Annotated in this window: 13 protein-coding genes; 11 read left to right on the top strand and 2 right to left on the bottom strand. The window is 59.7% G+C overall.

Features of this window, described 5'->3' with window-relative positions:
• Position 1: 1 nt before the first annotated feature.
• Positions 2 to 538, bottom strand: a complete 537-nt coding sequence (locus ACM6IK_RS27550) for an ATP-dependent zinc protease (RefSeq protein WP_414876809.1) — start codon at positions 536 to 538, stop codon at positions 2 to 4.
• A gap of 297 nt (positions 539 to 835) precedes the next feature.
• On the opposite strand from ACM6IK_RS27550, the gene ACM6IK_RS27545 reads away from it, so the two are divergent.
• The 6 genes from ACM6IK_RS27545 to prpD all read left to right on the top strand — a co-directional run bounded on the left by ACM6IK_RS27545 (position 836) and on the right by prpD (position 9466).
• A complete protein-coding gene (locus ACM6IK_RS27545; RefSeq protein WP_218431358.1) occupies positions 836 to 1555 on the top strand; it encodes a GntR family transcriptional regulator in 720 nt (239 codons plus the stop codon).
• On the top strand, positions 1552 to 2442 hold the full coding sequence (prpB, locus tag ACM6IK_RS27540) for a methylisocitrate lyase (RefSeq protein ID WP_008017616.1): 891 nt from the start codon (positions 1552 to 1554) through the stop codon (positions 2440 to 2442). Before ACM6IK_RS27545 ends, prpB begins: the two co-directional genes overlap by 4 nt.
• Before the next feature lie 137 nt (positions 2443 to 2579).
• The gene (prpC, locus tag ACM6IK_RS27535) at positions 2580 to 3707 is read left to right on the top strand and encodes a 2-methylcitrate synthase (RefSeq protein WP_414876808.1); all 1128 of its coding nucleotides are present in this window, start codon (positions 2580 to 2582) and stop codon (positions 3705 to 3707) included.
• A 203-nt stretch (positions 3708 to 3910) separates the two neighbouring features.
• Positions 3911 to 6505, top strand: coding sequence for a Fe/S-dependent 2-methylisocitrate dehydratase AcnD (gene acnD / locus ACM6IK_RS27530; RefSeq protein ID WP_414876807.1), 2595 nt, complete (start codon positions 3911 to 3913; stop codon positions 6503 to 6505).
• Between the two features lie 62 nt (positions 6506 to 6567).
• Positions 6568 to 7767, top strand: coding sequence for a 2-methylaconitate cis-trans isomerase PrpF (prpF, locus tag ACM6IK_RS27525; protein WP_414876806.1), 1200 nt, complete (start codon positions 6568 to 6570; stop codon positions 7765 to 7767).
• A 214-nt stretch (positions 7768 to 7981) separates the two neighbouring features.
• Positions 7982 to 9466 (top strand): 2-methylcitrate dehydratase, encoded by a 1485-nt coding sequence (gene prpD / locus ACM6IK_RS27520; protein ID WP_414876805.1) that lies wholly within the window; start codon positions 7982 to 7984, stop codon positions 9464 to 9466.
• Between the two features lie 133 nt (positions 9467 to 9599).
• On the opposite strand, the gene ACM6IK_RS27515 is transcribed toward prpD, so the two are convergent.
• Positions 9600 to 10418: a pyruvate, water dikinase regulatory protein gene (locus ACM6IK_RS27515; protein WP_223544165.1), complete on the bottom strand. Its 819-nt coding sequence runs from the start codon at positions 10416 to 10418 to the stop codon at positions 9600 to 9602.
• A 173-nt stretch (positions 10419 to 10591) separates the two neighbouring features.
• Between ACM6IK_RS27515 and ppsA the strand changes: the two genes are divergently transcribed.
• The 5 genes from ppsA to ACM6IK_RS27490 all read left to right on the top strand — a co-directional run bounded on the left by ppsA (position 10592) and on the right by ACM6IK_RS27490 (position 16099).
• Positions 10592 to 12967 (top strand): phosphoenolpyruvate synthase, encoded by a 2376-nt coding sequence (gene ppsA / locus ACM6IK_RS27510; RefSeq protein WP_218431364.1) that lies wholly within the window; start codon positions 10592 to 10594, stop codon positions 12965 to 12967.
• A gap of 180 nt (positions 12968 to 13147) precedes the next feature.
• Positions 13148 to 14137 (top strand): alpha/beta fold hydrolase, encoded by a 990-nt coding sequence (locus tag ACM6IK_RS27505; protein ID WP_108218915.1) that lies wholly within the window; start codon positions 13148 to 13150, stop codon positions 14135 to 14137.
• 140 nt (positions 14138 to 14277) lie between these two features.
• Positions 14278 to 14766: a ribonuclease E activity regulator RraA gene (rraA, locus tag ACM6IK_RS27500; protein ID WP_414876898.1), complete on the top strand. Its 489-nt coding sequence runs from the start codon at positions 14278 to 14280 to the stop codon at positions 14764 to 14766.
• A gap of 26 nt (positions 14767 to 14792) precedes the next feature.
• Entirely contained in the window at positions 14793 to 15788 is a 996-nt protein-coding gene (locus ACM6IK_RS27495; protein ID WP_414876804.1) for a zinc transporter ZntB, read from the top strand.
• Positions 15789 to 15850: 62 nt separating this feature from the next.
• On the top strand, positions 15851 to 16099 hold the full coding sequence (locus ACM6IK_RS27490; RefSeq protein ID WP_007996720.1) for a hypothetical protein: 249 nt from the start codon (positions 15851 to 15853) through the stop codon (positions 16097 to 16099).
• Positions 16100 to 16101: the final 2 nt, after the last annotated feature.

Genomic DNA, 16101 nt, shown 5'->3' with positions numbered 1-16101 from the left:
ATTACTCGGCGGTATAAGCGTCGGTGGTGCAGGCGGGTTTGCCGGCAGCATATTTAAGGCTGGGGTCGACCAGTGCATCGAAGCGCTTGAGGGCTTCGGAGCCAATCAGTAGCGGGTATTGGAAAGCGCTGCGGTCGGTCAGGTTCACTTCGATGCTGCGCAGGGCCGAGCCCATGCAGATATCCAGTTCGATCACCGGGCGGGCAGTGTACTGCTTGCCTTCCTCCGGGTCGTAGTCGCCGGCCCGGCGCTTGATCTTGCTGACACGGGCCAGCGGGCGTTCGATCGGGTGCGAATGGGCAGTGTCGATGGCCAGATAAAAACGCACCCACGACTCGCCGTTGCGTTTGAAACGTTTGATATCCCGTGCACTCAGGGATGCGGTTTTTGCCCCGGTGTCGAGTTTGGCCGCCACTTCCAGGTCAATGCCATTGAGCGACGCATACTCATTGAGGCCATACAGGGTTTTTTCCCCGGCCATTGTAAAACCGGGCAGGCAAAGGAAATAAAGGAAGGCAGGGAAGGGCTTGAGTCTCATAAATCCTGGTGCGCAGCGGTCCGACTTGATTCAAGGCCCTGGCATCGCTGCGCAAGCTCCCTCGTATGCCTGTCAGGTTTTCATGACAGGCAGTGCAGATGTGACAAACAAATGCGGGCGGCATTCTAGCACGGTAGTTTGATGGCGCCAGCGCTGGCCGGTGGCTATAAACAGAGGGGTTGCTTCGTTATGGTGCAGCCGGTTATCAGAAGATTGTCGACAATATCGATTTAACCTTTGACTGTCTCGCCTGTATTCGTTAGTTTTTGCGGCATTGGCTCACAAGGTGTCGACAATATGCTGGATCAACTCGATCCCCCCGTTTCAACGCAAGACGATACGGAGACCCTGTCCGAGAACGTCTTCCGTCGCATCCAGGCGGCTATCGTCAAAGGCGAGATTGCGCCGGGCAGCAAAATCTCCGAACCGGAGCTGGCGCGCACCTACGGCATCAGCCGTGGCCCGTTGCGCGAGGCCATCCACCGTCTGGAAGGCCAGCGCCTGCTGGTTCGCGTGCCGCATGTCGGCGCTCGTGTGGTGTCGCTCAATCACGCCGAACTGATTGAGCTCTACGAAATCCGCGAATCCCTGGAAGGCATGGCTTGTCGCCTGGCCGCCGAGCGCATGAGCCTCGAAGAAATCGACGAGCTGCGTCGGGTCCTGGAAACCCACGAGCGCGATGAAGCGTTTCAGGCCGGGAGAGGCTACTACCAGCAGGAAGGCGATTTCGACTTCCATTACCGAATCATCCAGGGCAGCGGCAACCGCACGCTGACCCAAATGCTCTGCGGCGAGCTGTATCAATTGGTGCGCATGTACCGCATCCAGTTTTCCACGACGCCCAATCGCCCGCACCAGGCGTTCGCCGAGCACCACCGCATTCTCGATGCCATCGCCGACCGTGACGGTGAACTGGCCGAGTTGTTGATGCGCCGTCACATCGGCGCCTCCAAACGCAATATCGCCCGTCATTACCAGGACGGCGCTAACCCGACAGCCAAACGAGGTGAGTCATGAGTTTGAACAAGAGCACACCAGGCCAGCGTTTCCGCGATGCGGTCGCCAGCGAACACCCACTGCAAGTGGTCGGCGCGATCAATGCCAACCACGCGCTGCTGGCCAAGCGCGCCGGTTTCAAGGCGATCTACCTGTCGGGTGGCGGGGTGGCCGCCGGCTCCCTCGGCGTGCCTGACTTGGGCATCACCGGCCTGGATGACGTGCTGACCGACGTGCGCCGTATCACCGATGTTTGCGACCTGCCATTGCTGGTGGACGTGGATACCGGTTTCGGTTCCTCGGCGTTCAACGTCGCTCGCACCGTCAAGTCGATGATCAAGTTTGGCGCCGCGGCGATTCACATCGAAGACCAGGTTGGCGCCAAGCGCTGTGGGCACCGTCCTAATAAAGAGATTGTGACCCAACAGGAAATGGTCGACCGCATCAAGGCCGCCGTCGATGCGCGTACCGATGACAGCTTCGTGATCATGGCCCGTACCGACGCCCTGGCGGTGGAAGGCCTGGAGTCTGCCCTGGATCGCGCCGCCGCGTGCATCGAAGCCGGCGCCGACATGGTGTTCCCGGAAGCCATCACTGAACTTGAAATGTACAAGCTGTTCGCCAACCGCGTGAAAGCGCCGATCCTGGCCAACATCACCGAATTCGGCGCGACGCCGCTGTACACCACCGAGCAACTGGCCGCTGCCGACGTATCGCTGGTGCTGTACCCGCTGTCGGCGTTCCGTGCCATGAACAAGGCCGCAGAAAACGTCTACACCGCGATCCGTCGCGACGGCACTCAACAAAACGTCATCGACACCATGCAGACCCGCATGGAGCTTTACGATCGCATCGACTATCACACCTTCGAGCAGAAGCTCGATGCGTTGTTCGCAGCCAAGAAGTAATTGTAGGAGCGAGCTTGCTCGCGAAGGACGCTAACGGAAACGTGGCCCTTCTGACACACCGTGGTGTCAGAACCACCATCGCGAGCAGGCTCGCTCCTACAGGTTTCCCAAAAAATTCAAGAATACTGGAGACAAAAATGGCCGAAGCAAAAGTACTCAGTGGCGCCGGGCTCCGTGGCCAGGTAGCCGGGCAAACCGCGTTGTCCACCGTGGGCCAGTCGGGTGCCGGTCTGACCTATCGTGGTTATGACGTTCGTGAACTGGCGGCTGACGCACAGTTCGAAGAAGTGGCCTACCTGCTGCTGTACGGCGAGCTGCCGAACAAAGCACAGCTGAACGCCTACATCGACAAGCTGAGCAAGCTGCGCGACCTGCCGCAAGCCTTGAAGGAAGTGCTGGAACGTATCCCCGCCGATGCCCACCCGATGGACGTTATGCGCAGCGGTTGCTCGTTCCTCGGCAACCTGGAACCGGAGAACGACTTCTCTGAGCAGCACGACAAGACCGACCGCCTGCTGGCTGCGTTCCCGGCGATCATGACTTACTGGTATCACTTCAGCCACGAAGGCAAGCGCATCGATTGCGTGAGCGACGAGCAGTCCATCGGCGGCCACTTCCTGCACCTGCTGCACGGCAAGAAACCGAGTGAGCTGCACGTCAAGGTGATGAACGTTTCGCTGATCCTCTACGCAGAGCATGAATTCAACGCGTCGACCTTCACCGCACGTGTTTGCGCATCGACCCTGTCCGATCTTTACTCCTGCATCACCGCAGCCATCGGCTCGCTGCGCGGTCCGCTGCACGGCGGCGCCAACGAAGCGGCGATGGATATGATCGAGCGTTTCTCGTCGCCGGAAGACGCGATCAAAGGCACCCTCGGCATGCTCGAGCGCAAGGACAAGATCATGGGCTTCGGCCACGCGATCTATAAGGACAACGATCCGCGTAACGAGGTGATCAAGGGCTGGTCGAAAAAGCTCGCTGACGAAGTGGGCGACAAGGTGTTGTTCCCGGTGTCCGAAGCCATCGACAAGACCATGTGGGAGCAGAAGAAACTGTTCCCGAACGCCGACTTCTACCATGCCTCGGCGTACCACTTCATGGGCATTCCGACCAAGTTGTTCACACCGATTTTCGTCTGCTCGCGCCTGACCGGCTGGGCCGCCCACGTGTACGAACAACGTGCCAACAACCGCATCATCCGTCCAAGTGCCGAGTACGTCGGCGTTGAACAGCGCAAGTTCGTACCCATCGAACAACGCTGAATGGTGGAGGCCGGCACCGGGAGCTGAAATCAACGCAGATCCCTGTGGGAGCGAGCTTGCTCGCGATGACGGGCTGACATTCAACATCAATGTCAGCAGTAATATCGCTATCGCGAGCAAGCTCGCTCCCACAGTGGATGGTGTGATCTTCAGAGCTGGTGCCAGGCCCCGCCTTTTGTAACTACCGTGACCGAGTCCTGACGATGAACACACAATTCCGTAAACCGCTGCCTGGCAGCCACCTGGATTATTTCGACGTCCGCGCAGCGGTCGAGGCGATCCAGCCTGGCGCCTACGACACCCTGCCGTACACCTCCCGCGTGCTGGCGGAAAACCTTGTGCGTCGCTGCGACCCGGCCACGCTCAGCGAATCCCTGAAGCAATTCATCGAGCGCAAGCGCGACCTCGATTTCCCGTGGTTCCCGGCCCGAGTGGTATGCCACGACATTCTCGGCCAGACCGCGCTGGTCGACCTCGCCGGCCTGCGTGACGCCATCGCCCTGCAAGGTGGCGATCCTGCGCAAGTCAACCCGGTGGTGCCGACGCAACTGATCGTCGACCACTCCCTGGCCGTCGAGCGCGGCGGTTTCGATCCAGAGGCGTTCGAGAAGAACCGCGCCATCGAAGACCGTCGCAACGAAGACCGTTTCCACTTCATCAACTGGACCAAGAAGGCGTTCAAGAACGTCGATGTGATTCCGCCGGGCAACGGCATCATGCACCAGATCAACCTGGAGAAAATGTCTCCGGTGATCCAGGTGCGAGACGGCGTGGCCTTCCCTGATACCTGCGTAGGCACCGACAGCCACACTCCGCACGTCGATGCATTGGGCGTGATCGCCATCGGTGTCGGTGGTCTCGAAGCCGAAAGCGTGATGCTCGGCCGCGCATCGTGGATGCGTCTGCCGGAAAGCGTTGGCGTCGAACTGACTGGCAAGCTGCAACCGGGCATCACCGCCACCGACATGGTGCTGGCGCTGACCGAGTTCCTGCGCAAGCAAAAAGTCGTTGGCGCGTGGCTGGAATTCTTCGGCGAAGGCGCATCAAAGCTGACCCTCGGCGACCGTGCGACCATCTCCAACATGGCTCCGGAATACGGCGCCACCGCGGCGATGTTCTACATCGACCAGCAGACCATCGACTACCTCAAACTCACCGGCCGTGAAGACGAGCAGGTGCAGCTGGTCGAGAACTACGCCAAGATCACAGGCCTGTGGGCCGACAGCTTGAAGGGCGCGCAATACGAGCGCGGCCTGACCTTCGACCTGTCTTCGGTCGTGCGCAACATGGCCGGCCCGAGCAACCCGCACGCTCGTGTCGCGGTTTCGGATCTGGCAGCCAAAGGCATCTCCGGCCAATGGGACGATGTGCCGGGTCAAATGCCGGATGGCGCGGTGATCATCGCCGCCATCACCAGTTGCACCAACACCAGCAACCCGCGCAACGTGATCGCCGCCGGCCTGCTGGCGCGCAACGCCAACAAGCTTGGACTGACCCGCAAGCCGTGGGTCAAGTCGTCCCTGGCACCGGGTTCGAAAACCGTCGCGCTGTACCTCGACGAAGCCGGCCTGACCGATGAGCTGGACAAACTTGGCTTCGGCGTCGTGGCTTTCGCCTGCACCACCTGCAACGGCATGTCCGGCGCACTGGACCCGGTGATCCAGCAAGAGATCATCGACCGCGACCTGTACGCCACGGCCGTGTTGTCCGGTAACCGCAACTTCGACGGGCGGATCCACCCGTACGCCAAGCAGGCGTTCCTCGCGTCGCCGCCATTGGTCGTTGCTTACGCCATCGCTGGCACCATCCGTTTCGACATCGAAAAAGATGTGCTGGGCGTGGTGGATGGCAAGGAAATCCGCCTGAAAGACATCTGGCCGAGCGACGAAGAAATCGACTCGGTGGTGAAAGCCTCGGTGAAACCTGAGCAGTTCCGCCAGGTGTACATCCCGATGTTCGCCATCCACGAAGACACCGGCCCGAAAGTCGCGCCGCTGTACGACTGGCGCGAAATGAGCACCTACATCCGCCGTCCGCCGTACTGGGAAGGCGCGCTGGCCGGCGCTCGTCCGCTCAAGGGCATGCGCCCTCTGGCGGTACTGCCGGACAACATCACCACCGATCACCTGTCGCCATCCAACGCCATCATGCTCGACAGCGCCGCCGGCGAATACCTGGCGAAAATGGGCCTGCCGGAAGAGGACTTCAACTCTTACGCAACTCACCGTGGTGACCACCTGACCGCGCAACGCGCCACCTTTGCCAACCCGAAACTGTTCAACGAAATGGTTCAGGAAAACGGCAAGGTCAAGCAGGGTTCGCTGGCCCGTGTCGAGCCGGAAGGCAACGTGATGCGCATGTGGGAAGCCATCGAGACCTACATGGATCGCAAGCAGCCGTTGATCATTATCGCCGGGGCCGACTACGGCCAGGGTTCGTCCCGCGACTGGGCGGCCAAGGGTGTACGTCTGGCGGGTGTGGAGGCGATTGCCGCCGAAGGTTTCGAACGTATCCACCGCACCAACCTGGTGGGCATGGGCGTGTTGCCGCTGGAATTCAAGCCAGGCACCAACCGTCACACCCTGGCCATCGACGGCAGCGAAACCTACGACGTGATTGGCGACCGCACTCCGCGTGCAGACCTGACGCTGGTGATCCATCGCAAGAACGGCGAACGCGTCGATGTGCCGGTGACCTGCCGCCTCGACACCGCTGAAGAAGTGTCGATCTACGAAGCCGGTGGCGTGTTGCAACGCTTCGCCCAGGACTTCCTCGAAGAATCGGCGGTTGCCGTTTAACACAAGCAGTGCAGGCACGGGACTTCAGGTCCCGTGTCTCATTTCAAGGAGTAACGAGCACCATGGTTCACGCAGCTACTTTTCCAAAGCAAATAAGGATACCCGCCACCTACATGCGCGGCGGCACCAGCAAAGGTGTGTTCTTCAGCCTGCAAGACCTGCCTGAAGCGGCACAGGTCCCAGGCCCGGCCCGCGACGCTTTGTTGCTGCGCGTAATCGGCAGCCCCGACCCGTACGACAAGCAAATCGACGGCATGGGTGGCGCGACCTCCAGCACCAGCAAAACCGTGATCCTGTCGAAAAGCATCAAGGCCGATCACGATGTCGACTACCTGTTCGGTCAGGTGTCGATCGACAAGCCGTTCGTGGACTGGAGCGGCAACTGCGGCAACCTGTCGGCGGCGGTCGGTTCGTTCGCCGTCAGCAACGGTCTGGTGGACGCCAGCCGCATCCCGCACAACGGCGTGGCGGTGGTTCGCGTGTGGCAGGCCAATATCGGCAAGACCATCATCGCCCACGTGCCGATCACCAACGGTGAAGTGCAGGAAACCGGCGATTTCGAACTCGACGGCGTGACCTTCCCGGCAGCCGAAGTGCAGATCGAGTTTCTCGATCCGGCGGCGGATGAAGTGGGCGGCGGTTCGATGTTCCCTACCGGTAACCTCGTGGATGACCTGGAAGTGCCCGGCGTCGGTACCTTCAGGGCGACCATGATCAACGCCGGCATCCCGACGATTTTCGTCAATGCCGAAGACATCGGCTACAAGGGCACGGAGTTGCAGGGCGCGATCAATGGCGACCCGAAAGCCTTGCTGATGTTCGAAACCATCCGTGCCTACGGCGCGCTGCGCATGGGGCTGATTTCGAACATCGACGAAGCGGCCAAGCGGCAGCACACGCCGAAGGTGGCCTTCGTGGCCAAGCCTGCGGACTACGTGGCCTCAAGCGGCAAGGCGATTGCGGCAGGTGATGTCGATCTGCTGGTACGTGCACTGTCCATGGGTAAATTGCACCACGCGATGATGGGCACGGCGGCGGTGGCGATCGGTACGGCGGCAGCGATTTCCGGCACTTTGGTCAACCTCGCGGCGGGCGGTATCGAACGCAATGCGGTGCGCTTCGGCCACCCGTCCGGTACTTTGCGTGTCGGCGCCGAGGCCAGTCAGGTCAATGGCGAATGGACCGTGAACAAGGCGATCATGAGCCGCAGTGCGCGGGTGTTGATGGAAGGTTTCGTTCGCGTGCCAGGCGACTCGTTCTAATCCGATTTTGAACTGAACACAAAACCCTGTGGGATCGAGCTTGCTCGCGATAGCGGAGTGTCAGGCAACATCAATGCTGGATGTGCTGACGTCATCGCGAGCAAGCTCGCTCCCACAGGGAACTGTATTTCGATAATAAGAAACTGGTCACCGACTGAGATTGGTCCCTGAACCGAGGTCCCATCAACGACCCACTTCATAGAGTGAATCGAACATGAGTGCCAACGTCGACCTGAACAACCGCCCCGACTACGACAAGGTCCTGCAGGACATTGCCGATTACGTTCTCAACTTCAAGATCGAGTCCGAAGAGGCGCTGGATACCGCGCGCAACTGCCTGATCGATACCTTGGGTTGCGGCTTGCTGGCCCTGCGTTTTCCGGAGTGCACCAAGCATCTGGGGCCTGTGGTCGAAGGCACCGTCGTACCGTTTGGCGCCCGTGTGCCGGGCACCAGTTACCGGCTCGATCCGGTGAAGGCGGCGTGGGACATCGGCTGCATCGTGCGCTGGCTTGACTACAACGACACCTGGCTCGCCGCCGAGTGGGGACATCCGTCGGATAACCTCGGCGGCATTCTCGCGGTGGCCGACCACCTGTCGCAAAAGCGCCTGGCTAATGGCGAGGCGCCGCTGACCGTTCGCACGGTGCTTGAATCGATGATCATGGCCCACGAGATTCAAGGCGTGATCGCCCTTGAGAATTCGTTCAACCGCGTCGGCCTCGATCACGTGATTCTGGTGAAAGTCGCCTCGACCGCCATTACGGCCAAGCTGATGGGCGCCAATCGCGAGCAGTTGTTGTCGGCGTTGTCCCATGCCTTTGCCGACGGTCAGGCCTTGCGCACGTACCGGCATGCGCCGAATGCCGGCTCGCGCAAGTCCTGGGCGGCGGGCGATGCGTCCAGTCGTGGCGTGCGCCTGGCGGACATCGCGATGCGCGGCGAGATGGGCATCCCCGGCGTATTGAGTGCCAAACAGTGGGGTTTTTACGACGTACTGTTCAGCCACACCAATAGCGATCTGGCACTCAAGCCTGAAGACAAGCGCGGGTTCAGTTTCTCGCGGCCGTACGGCAGTTATGTGATGGAAAACGTGCTGTTCAAGATCAGTTTTCCGGCGGAGTTCCATGCGCAGACGGCCTGCGAAGCGGCGGTGACCTTGCATCCGCAAGTGCGTAATCGCCTGCACGAAATCGCCAGGATCGTCATCACCACCCATGAATCGGCGATTCGTATCATTTCCAAAGTCGGTCCATTGGCAAACGCCGCCGACCGCGATCACTGCATCCAGTACATGACTGCCGTGCCGCTGGCCTTCGGCAATCTGGTGGCGGAGCACTACGAGGACGATTTCCACAAGGCGCATCCGATCATCGACGTGCTGCGCGACAAGATGGTTATCGTCGAGGAACCACGTTACACCCGTGAATATCTGGAGGCCGACAAACGCTCCATAGCCAATGCGGTGCAGGTGTTTTTCAAGGATGGCTCCAGTACCGGGAACGTGGTGGTGGAGTATCCGATCGGGCATCGGCGGCGCCGGACTGAAGGTATCCCGTTGCTGGAGGAGAAATTCAGGGCGAACTTGCTGACACGATTCACCGGTCAGCGCAGCGAAGAGATTTTTGCGCTGTGCAAGGATCAACAGAAACTTGAGGCGACAGCGGTGAACCGGTTCGTGGATTTGTTTGTTATCTAGGAGACCGCGTTATCGTTCTTCACGAGCAGGCTCGCTCCCACAGGGTGCGGTTGTGAATGCAGTATTTGCGAACACCAACAAAACCTGTGGGAGCGAGCTTGCTCGCGATGAGGCCAGAACGAGCAATAGAGATTTATTTGAAACGCCGCTCCACACCTTTCTCCACGAGAATCTTCGCGGAGATTTCTTCCACGGAAAAATGCGTGGAGTTGATGTGCGGAATGTTTGCGCGGCGGAACAGGTTCTCGACCTCGCGCACTTCGAACTCGCACTGGGCGTAGCTCGAATAGCGGCTGTTGGGCTTGCGCTCGTTGCGAATCGCGGTGAGGCGGTCGGGGTCGATGGTCAGGCCGAACAGCTTGTGCTGGTGGGCGCGCAGGGCGTTTGGAAGTTGCAGGCGTTCCATGTCGTCTTCGGTCAGCGGGTAGTTGGCTGCGCGGATACCGAATTGCATCGCCATGTACAGACACGTCGGTGTCTTACCACATCGCGACACGCCCACTAGTATCAGATCGGCCTTGTCGTAATAGTGCGTGCGGGCGCCATCGTCGTTGTCGAGGGCGAAGTTCACCGCTTCGATACGCTCCATGTAATTGGTGTTGGAGCCGATGGAGTGGGATTTGCCCACGGTGTAGGAAGAATGCTCGGTCAGTTCCTGTTCAAGTGGTGCCAGGAACGTCGAGAATATGTCGATCATGAAACCATTCGAGGTTGCGAGAATCTCACGAATGTCCTGATTGACGATGGTGTCGAAGATAATCGGACGGAAGCCGTCGGTTTCGGCGGCTTTGTTGATTTGTTGTACCATGGCCCGCGCTTTGTCCACGTTGTCGATATACGGCCGCGTGACTTTGTTGAAGGCAATGTTTTCGAACTGCGCCAGAAGGCTTTGACCCAGGGTTTCGGCGGTAATGCCGGTACCATCGGAGATAAAGAAAGCAGATCGTTTCATTTGCACCTTGGGCCTTAAGCTAGTGACGAATCTTGGATATGATAGGCGCGATTTGTCGGCCGCCATTGGCCCGCATTCTCACTTATTTTCCAGGTCCAGGCCATATGGCCGGCAAACGCTCCCCCGAGCAGCCGGTTTTGAGCTTTTCCAACACAGTTAGTGGAGAGATCACCTTGGTAGAGTACGTAGTTTCCCTCGATAAGCTCGGCGTCCATGATGTAGAGCATGTGGGGGGCAAGAACGCATCCCTCGGCGAGATGATCAGCAATCTGGCAGGCGCCGGTGTATCGGTGCCCGGTGGCTTCGCCACGACCGCTCAGGCTTATCGTGATTTCCTGGAGTTGAGCGGCCTGAACCAGCAGATTCATGACGCCCTCGATGCCCTGGACGTCGATGACGTGAATGCCCTGGCCAAGACCGGTGCCCAGATCCGCCAGTGGATCATGGAAGCCGAGTTTCCTGAAAAGCTGAATGCCGAAATCCGCACCGCGTTCGCCACGCTGTCCGCCGGCAACCCTGACATGGCCGTGGCCGTGCGTTCCTCCGCCACCGCCGAAGACTTGCCGGACGCTTCCTTCGCCGGCCAGCAGGAAACCTTCCTGAACATCCGTGGTGTCGAAAACGTCATTCGCGCCGCCAAAGAGGTGTTCGCCTCGCTGTTCAACGACCGCGCCATTTCCTATCGCGTGCACCAGGGCTTCGACCACAAGCTGGTTGCCCTGTCCGCTGGCGTGCAGCGCATGGTCCGTTCCGAAACCGGCACCGCTGGCGTGATGTTCACCCTCGATACCGAATCGGGCTTCCGTGACGTGGTGTTCATCACCGGCGCCTACGGCCTGGGTGAAACCGTCGTACAAGGCGCGGTGAACCCGGATGAGTTCTACGTCCACAAGGGCACGCTGGCTGCCGGTCGTCCGGCCATCCTGCGTCGCAACCTGGGCAGCAAGGCCATCAAGATGATCTACGGCGACGAAGCCAAGGCCGGTCGTTCGGTGAAGACCGTCGACGTGGACAAGGCTGAACGCGCGCGTTTCTGCCTGACCGACGCCGAAGTCAGCGAGCTGGCCAAGCAGGCAATGATCATCGAGAAGCATTACAAGTGCCCGATGGACATCGAGTGGGCCAAGGACGGTGACGACGGCAAGCTGTACATCGTGCAGGCCCGTCCGGAAACCGTGAAGAGCCGCACCCAGGCCAACGTCATGGAGCGTTACCTGTTGAAAGAAACCGGCACCGTGCTGGTGGAAGGCCGCGCCATCGGCCAGCGCATCGGCGCCGGCAAGGTCCGCATCATCAAGGACGTGTCCGAGATGGACAAGGTCCAGCCAGGCGATGTACTGGTTTCCGACATGACCGACCCGGACTGGGAACCGGTCATGAAGCGCGCCAGCGCGATCGTCACCAACCGTGGTGGCCGTACTTGCCACGCGGCGATCATTGCCCGTGAGCTGGGTATCCCGGCAGTAGTAGGTTGTGGCAACGCCACCCAGCTGTTGAAAGACGGCCAGGGCGTGACCGTTTCCTGTGCTGAAGGCGACACCGGTTTCATCTTCGAAGGCGAACTGGGCTTCGACATCAAGAAGAACTCCGTGGACGCCATGCCGGAGCTGCCGTTCAAGATCATGATGAACGTCGGCAACCCGGACCGCGCCTTCGACTTCGCGCAACTGCCAAACGCCGGTGTGGGCCTGGCCCGTCTGGAGTTCATCATCAACCGCATGATCGGCGTGCACCCCAAGGCACTGCTGAACTACGACGGCCTGCCGCTGGACATCAAGGAAAGCGTCGACAAGCGCATCGCCGGTTACGACGATCCGGTCGGCTTCTACGTCGAGAAGCTGGTTGAAGGTATCAGCACCCTGGCCGCTGCGTTCTGGCCGAAAAAGGTCATCGTGCGCCTGTCGGACTTCAAGTCCAACGAATACGCCAACCTGATCGGCGGCAAGCTGTACGAGCCGGAAGAAGAGAACCCGATGCTGGGCTTCCGCGGTGCGTCGCGCTACATCAGCGAATCGTTCCGTGACTGCTTCGAACTCGAGTGCCGCGCTCTGAAGCGCGTGCGCAACGAGATGGGCCTGACCAACGTCGAAATCATGGTGCCGTTCGTCCGTACCCTGGGCGAAGCGAGCCAGGTGGTCGATCTGCTGGCGGAAAACGGTCTGGCTCGTGGCCAGAACGGCCTGCGCGTGATCATGATGTGCGAACTGCCGTCCAACGCGATCCTGGCGGAAGAATTCCTCGAATTCTTCGACGGTTTCTCCATCGGTTCCAACGACCTGACCCAGCTGACCCTGGGCCTGGACCGTGACTCCGGGATCATCGCGCACCTGTTCGACGAGCGTAATCCGGCAGTCAAGAAGCTGTTGGCCAATGCCATTGCCGCGTGCAACAAGGCCGGCAAATATATCGGCATCTGCGGTCAGGGTCCTTCGGACCACCCGGACCTGGCCAAGTGGCTGATGGAGCAGGGCATTGAAAGCGTTTCGTTGAACCCGGACTCCGTACTGGAAACCTGGTTCTTCCTGGCGGAAGGTCAAGCTTCGGCTTGATCCGCTCTCTGTGGGAGCGAGCCTGCTCGCGATGGTCGTAAACGATAACGCGTGTTTTCTGGATAAACGCGTTGTTCTGGAGTCCATCGCGAGCAGGCTCGCTCCCACACGGGGCGGTGCCTTTAAGATTCAAGCAGGGCGGGCTCCATCTGGATGCCGCCCTTTTTTGTGCAAGAGATTATGCAAAGCAGCAGCAACCTATTTCCTGTCGCTCTGATCAGCGCCGAACGGCGCGGTGATCTGAGCGAAGATGTCTATCGTTTGAAACCCGGTAACAGCCCCGACTTCACCGTCGAACTGGCTGTGACGCGTCTTGGCATGGCCGATGAGTCGTCCTCCCGTGGCGTGCCGGTAATCCTGCTGCACGGCAGCTTTTCCAATCGCCGGTTCTGGTTTTCTCCCAAAGGCATCGGGCTTGGCGCTTACCTGGCTCGCCTGGGGTTCGACGTCTGGATTCCGGAAATGCGCGGTCACGGCTTGTCCCAGCGTAACCACGATTACCGCAAGAATCGTGTTGCCGACTACGCACGCTATGACCTGCCGGCCATCGGTGCATTTGTCCGTGAACAGAGCGGGCAGGTGCCGCACTGGATCGGTCACTCACTGGGCGGTACTACACTGGCCGCAGCGCTGGGCGGCGAGTACATCGGTGAGCCGGTGGTGGCTTCCGCGGCGTTTTTCGGCACCCAGGTGAGTCGCACTTACTGGCCATTGAAGATTCCACCGGTGGAGTGGAGCGGTCGCTTCATTCTCAAGCGTTTTGCTCAATTGTCCGGTTCACGCCTCAAGCGCGGCCCGGAGGACGAGCCCATCGGCCTGGCCCTGGAAAGCATGCGCTGGTTTGGCTTGTTCGGGCGCTTCGGCGATGCCGACAAGGACTGGTGGGCAGGCCTGGCCGAGGTCAAGTTGCCCGTACTGGCGGTCAGTGCCGCGGGTGATCATCAGGACCCGGCCTGGGCGTGTCGCAAGTTGTTCGATCAGGTCGGTTCGCAGCACAAGCAATTCATCAATCTGGGGCGTGAGCAGGGCTTCGGCGACAATTTCGGTCACGTGGAAATGCTCGTCAGCAAGGCAGCCCAGGCTGAAGTCTGGCCATTGGTGACTCGTTGGCTGGCTGATCAGCAGACACCTTTGCCGGGAGCACAACAGGATTTGGCCGCGGCAATCTGAGCCTGACGCTCTAACAAGGGCATTTCGCTCTGATCGGCTTGCGGCTAAGATATGACGCATTGAGCTGTTCCGGTCACTTTGCGTGACTGAGTCATCACCGATGTTCGTGCTGTCTTCCTCTTTTCAGGAGTTTCTCGATGATCCATTACCTCACGCCTGACCTGTGCGACGCCTATCCGGAACTGGTGCAGGTGCTGGAACCGATGTTCAGCAATTTCGGCGGCCGTGATTCGTTCGGCGGCGAAATCGTGACCATCAAGTGCTTCGAAGACAACTCGCGGGTCAAGGAGCAAGTCGAGCTCAAGGGGAATGGCAAAGTGCTGGTGGTAGACGGTGGCGGTTCACTGCGTCATGCGTTGCTGGGTGACATGCTGGCCGAGAAAGCCGCGAAAAACGGTTGGGAAGGGCTGGTGATCTACGGTTGCATCCGTGACGTCGATATCATCGCACAGACCGATCTGGGCGTTCAGGCCCTCGCCAGCCACCCGAGGAAATCCGACAGGCGCGGGCTCGGCGATCTCAACGTTGCCGTGACCTTCGCCGGCGTGACCTTCCACCCGGGTCATTACATCTATGCGGACAACAACGGCGTGATCATCTCGCCAAGCCCGCTGAAAATGCCTGAATAAAGCGCTGGTCGACCAAAGGAGTGCGGATGTTCGAGGAAGAAAACGCGCAATGGGGGCTGGTACATGCCCTGGTGCTGGACGGTAGAGGCGGCGCGCGTTCGATTGCCCGGACTGAACTCGATGACTTGCAGTTGCAGGCCCATGAAAGCCTGTGGCTGCACTGGGATCGCAGTCATCCGCAAACCCGGACCTGGTTACGCAAATCCAGCGGTCTGAGCGAATTCAGTTGTGACCTGTTGCTCGAAGAAAACACCCGTCCGCGACTTTTACAGCTTTCCGACAGCGAACTGCTGCTATTTTTGCGCGGGGTCAATCTGAACCCCGGTGCCGAGCCCGAGGACATGGTGTCGGTGCGGATCTTCGGCTCTGCCCAGCGTGTCATTTCCCTGCGTTTGCGTCCGTTGCGTGCCACTGACGAGTTGCTGGTGCAACTGTCCGAGGGCAAGGGGCCGAAAACTGCCTCCGAACTCATCCTGTGCATGGCACAGTACCTCACCAACAAGGTGCAGGATCTGGTCAGCTGTCTGTCGGAAGTGGTCGATGAGGAAGAAGAAAAACTGGATGCCGACGAACGGTATACTCCTGAGCACGGATCGGTTTTGCAGATTCGTCGCCGGGCGGCTGCGTTGAAGCGCTTTCTTGCTCCGCAGCGAGACATTTTCGGGCAGTTGACGCGAATCAAGTTGCCCTGGTTCGTGGAGGACGATGGCGATTACTGGAACGAATTGAACAACAGCCTGACCCGCTACCTCGAAGAGCTGGAATTGACCCGGGAGCGGGTGGGGCTGGTCCTGGAGGCTGAAGACCGTCGTTTGAGCGTGCGCATGAACCGCACGATGTATCGCTTTGGCATCATCACCGGGATCTTTTTGCCAATGAGTTTTCTGACCGGGCTTTTGGGGATTAACGTCGGTGGAATTCCATTCTCTGCAAGCCCTTATGGCTTTCTGATCGCCTGCCTGATGATGGTCTCGGTGGCGCTGGGGCAATGGTGGTTATTCCGACGTTTGCGCTGGGTCTGAGGGAATCAATGTGACCCGATCAAAACTGACCGCGTCTCCCACAGACATTACGAGAGGTGCGTATGCACGATCCGTTTGAACAGTCTTTACGCGACATGCTCAAGGCCTCACCGTCCACCCGGGACGACGATGCGTGCCTGGGGCGTGTGCTGAAAACCGCCAACCGCCAGGTTGGCGCCGGTGATCTGTTCAGTCTGCTGGGGCGCTGGTTGCCCGCACTGATGATCGCCCTGAATAACGGATCGGCCCATGTCGCGCCGGTATCCCGTCTTCGTAAACCTGCTGCCCGCACTGCTGATAAGGCTGATTGAAT

The sequence above is a fragment of the Pseudomonas sp. IT-196MI5 genome (assembly GCF_949767415.1).
Classification (GTDB): domain Bacteria; phylum Pseudomonadota; class Gammaproteobacteria; order Pseudomonadales; family Pseudomonadaceae; genus Aquipseudomonas.
This window is presented reverse-complemented; position numbering and strand designations above follow the sequence as displayed.

What these genes read in the sequence shown, in the direction of transcription:
- prpC (WP_414876808.1), top strand. Translation starts at nt 2,580, where the DNA reads ATGGCCGAAGCAAAAGTACTCAGTGGCGCCGGGCTCCGTGGCCAGGTA.
- acnD (WP_414876807.1), top strand. Translation starts at nt 3,911, where the DNA reads ATGAACACACAATTCCGTAAACCGCTGCCTGGCAGCCACCTGGATTAT.
- prpF (WP_414876806.1), top strand. Translation starts at nt 6,568, where the DNA reads ATGGTTCACGCAGCTACTTTTCCAAAGCAAATAAGGATACCCGCCACC.
- prpD (WP_414876805.1), top strand. Translation starts at nt 7,982, where the DNA reads ATGAGTGCCAACGTCGACCTGAACAACCGCCCCGACTACGACAAGGTC.
- ACM6IK_RS27515 (WP_223544165.1), bottom strand. Translation starts at nt 10,418, where the DNA reads ATGAAACGATCTGCTTTCTTTATCTCCGATGGTACCGGCATTACCGCC.
- ACM6IK_RS27550 (WP_414876809.1), bottom strand. Translation starts at nt 538, where the DNA reads ATGAGACTCAAGCCCTTCCCTGCCTTCCTTTATTTCCTTTGCCTGCCC.
- ACM6IK_RS27505 (WP_108218915.1), top strand. Translation starts at nt 13,148, where the DNA reads ATGCAAAGCAGCAGCAACCTATTTCCTGTCGCTCTGATCAGCGCCGAA.
- ACM6IK_RS27490 (WP_007996720.1), top strand. Translation starts at nt 15,851, where the DNA reads ATGCACGATCCGTTTGAACAGTCTTTACGCGACATGCTCAAGGCCTCA.
- ACM6IK_RS27545 (WP_218431358.1), top strand. Translation starts at nt 836, where the DNA reads ATGCTGGATCAACTCGATCCCCCCGTTTCAACGCAAGACGATACGGAG.
- prpB (WP_008017616.1), top strand. Translation starts at nt 1,552, where the DNA reads ATGAGTTTGAACAAGAGCACACCAGGCCAGCGTTTCCGCGATGCGGTC.
- ACM6IK_RS27495 (WP_414876804.1), top strand. Translation starts at nt 14,793, where the DNA reads ATGTTCGAGGAAGAAAACGCGCAATGGGGGCTGGTACATGCCCTGGTG.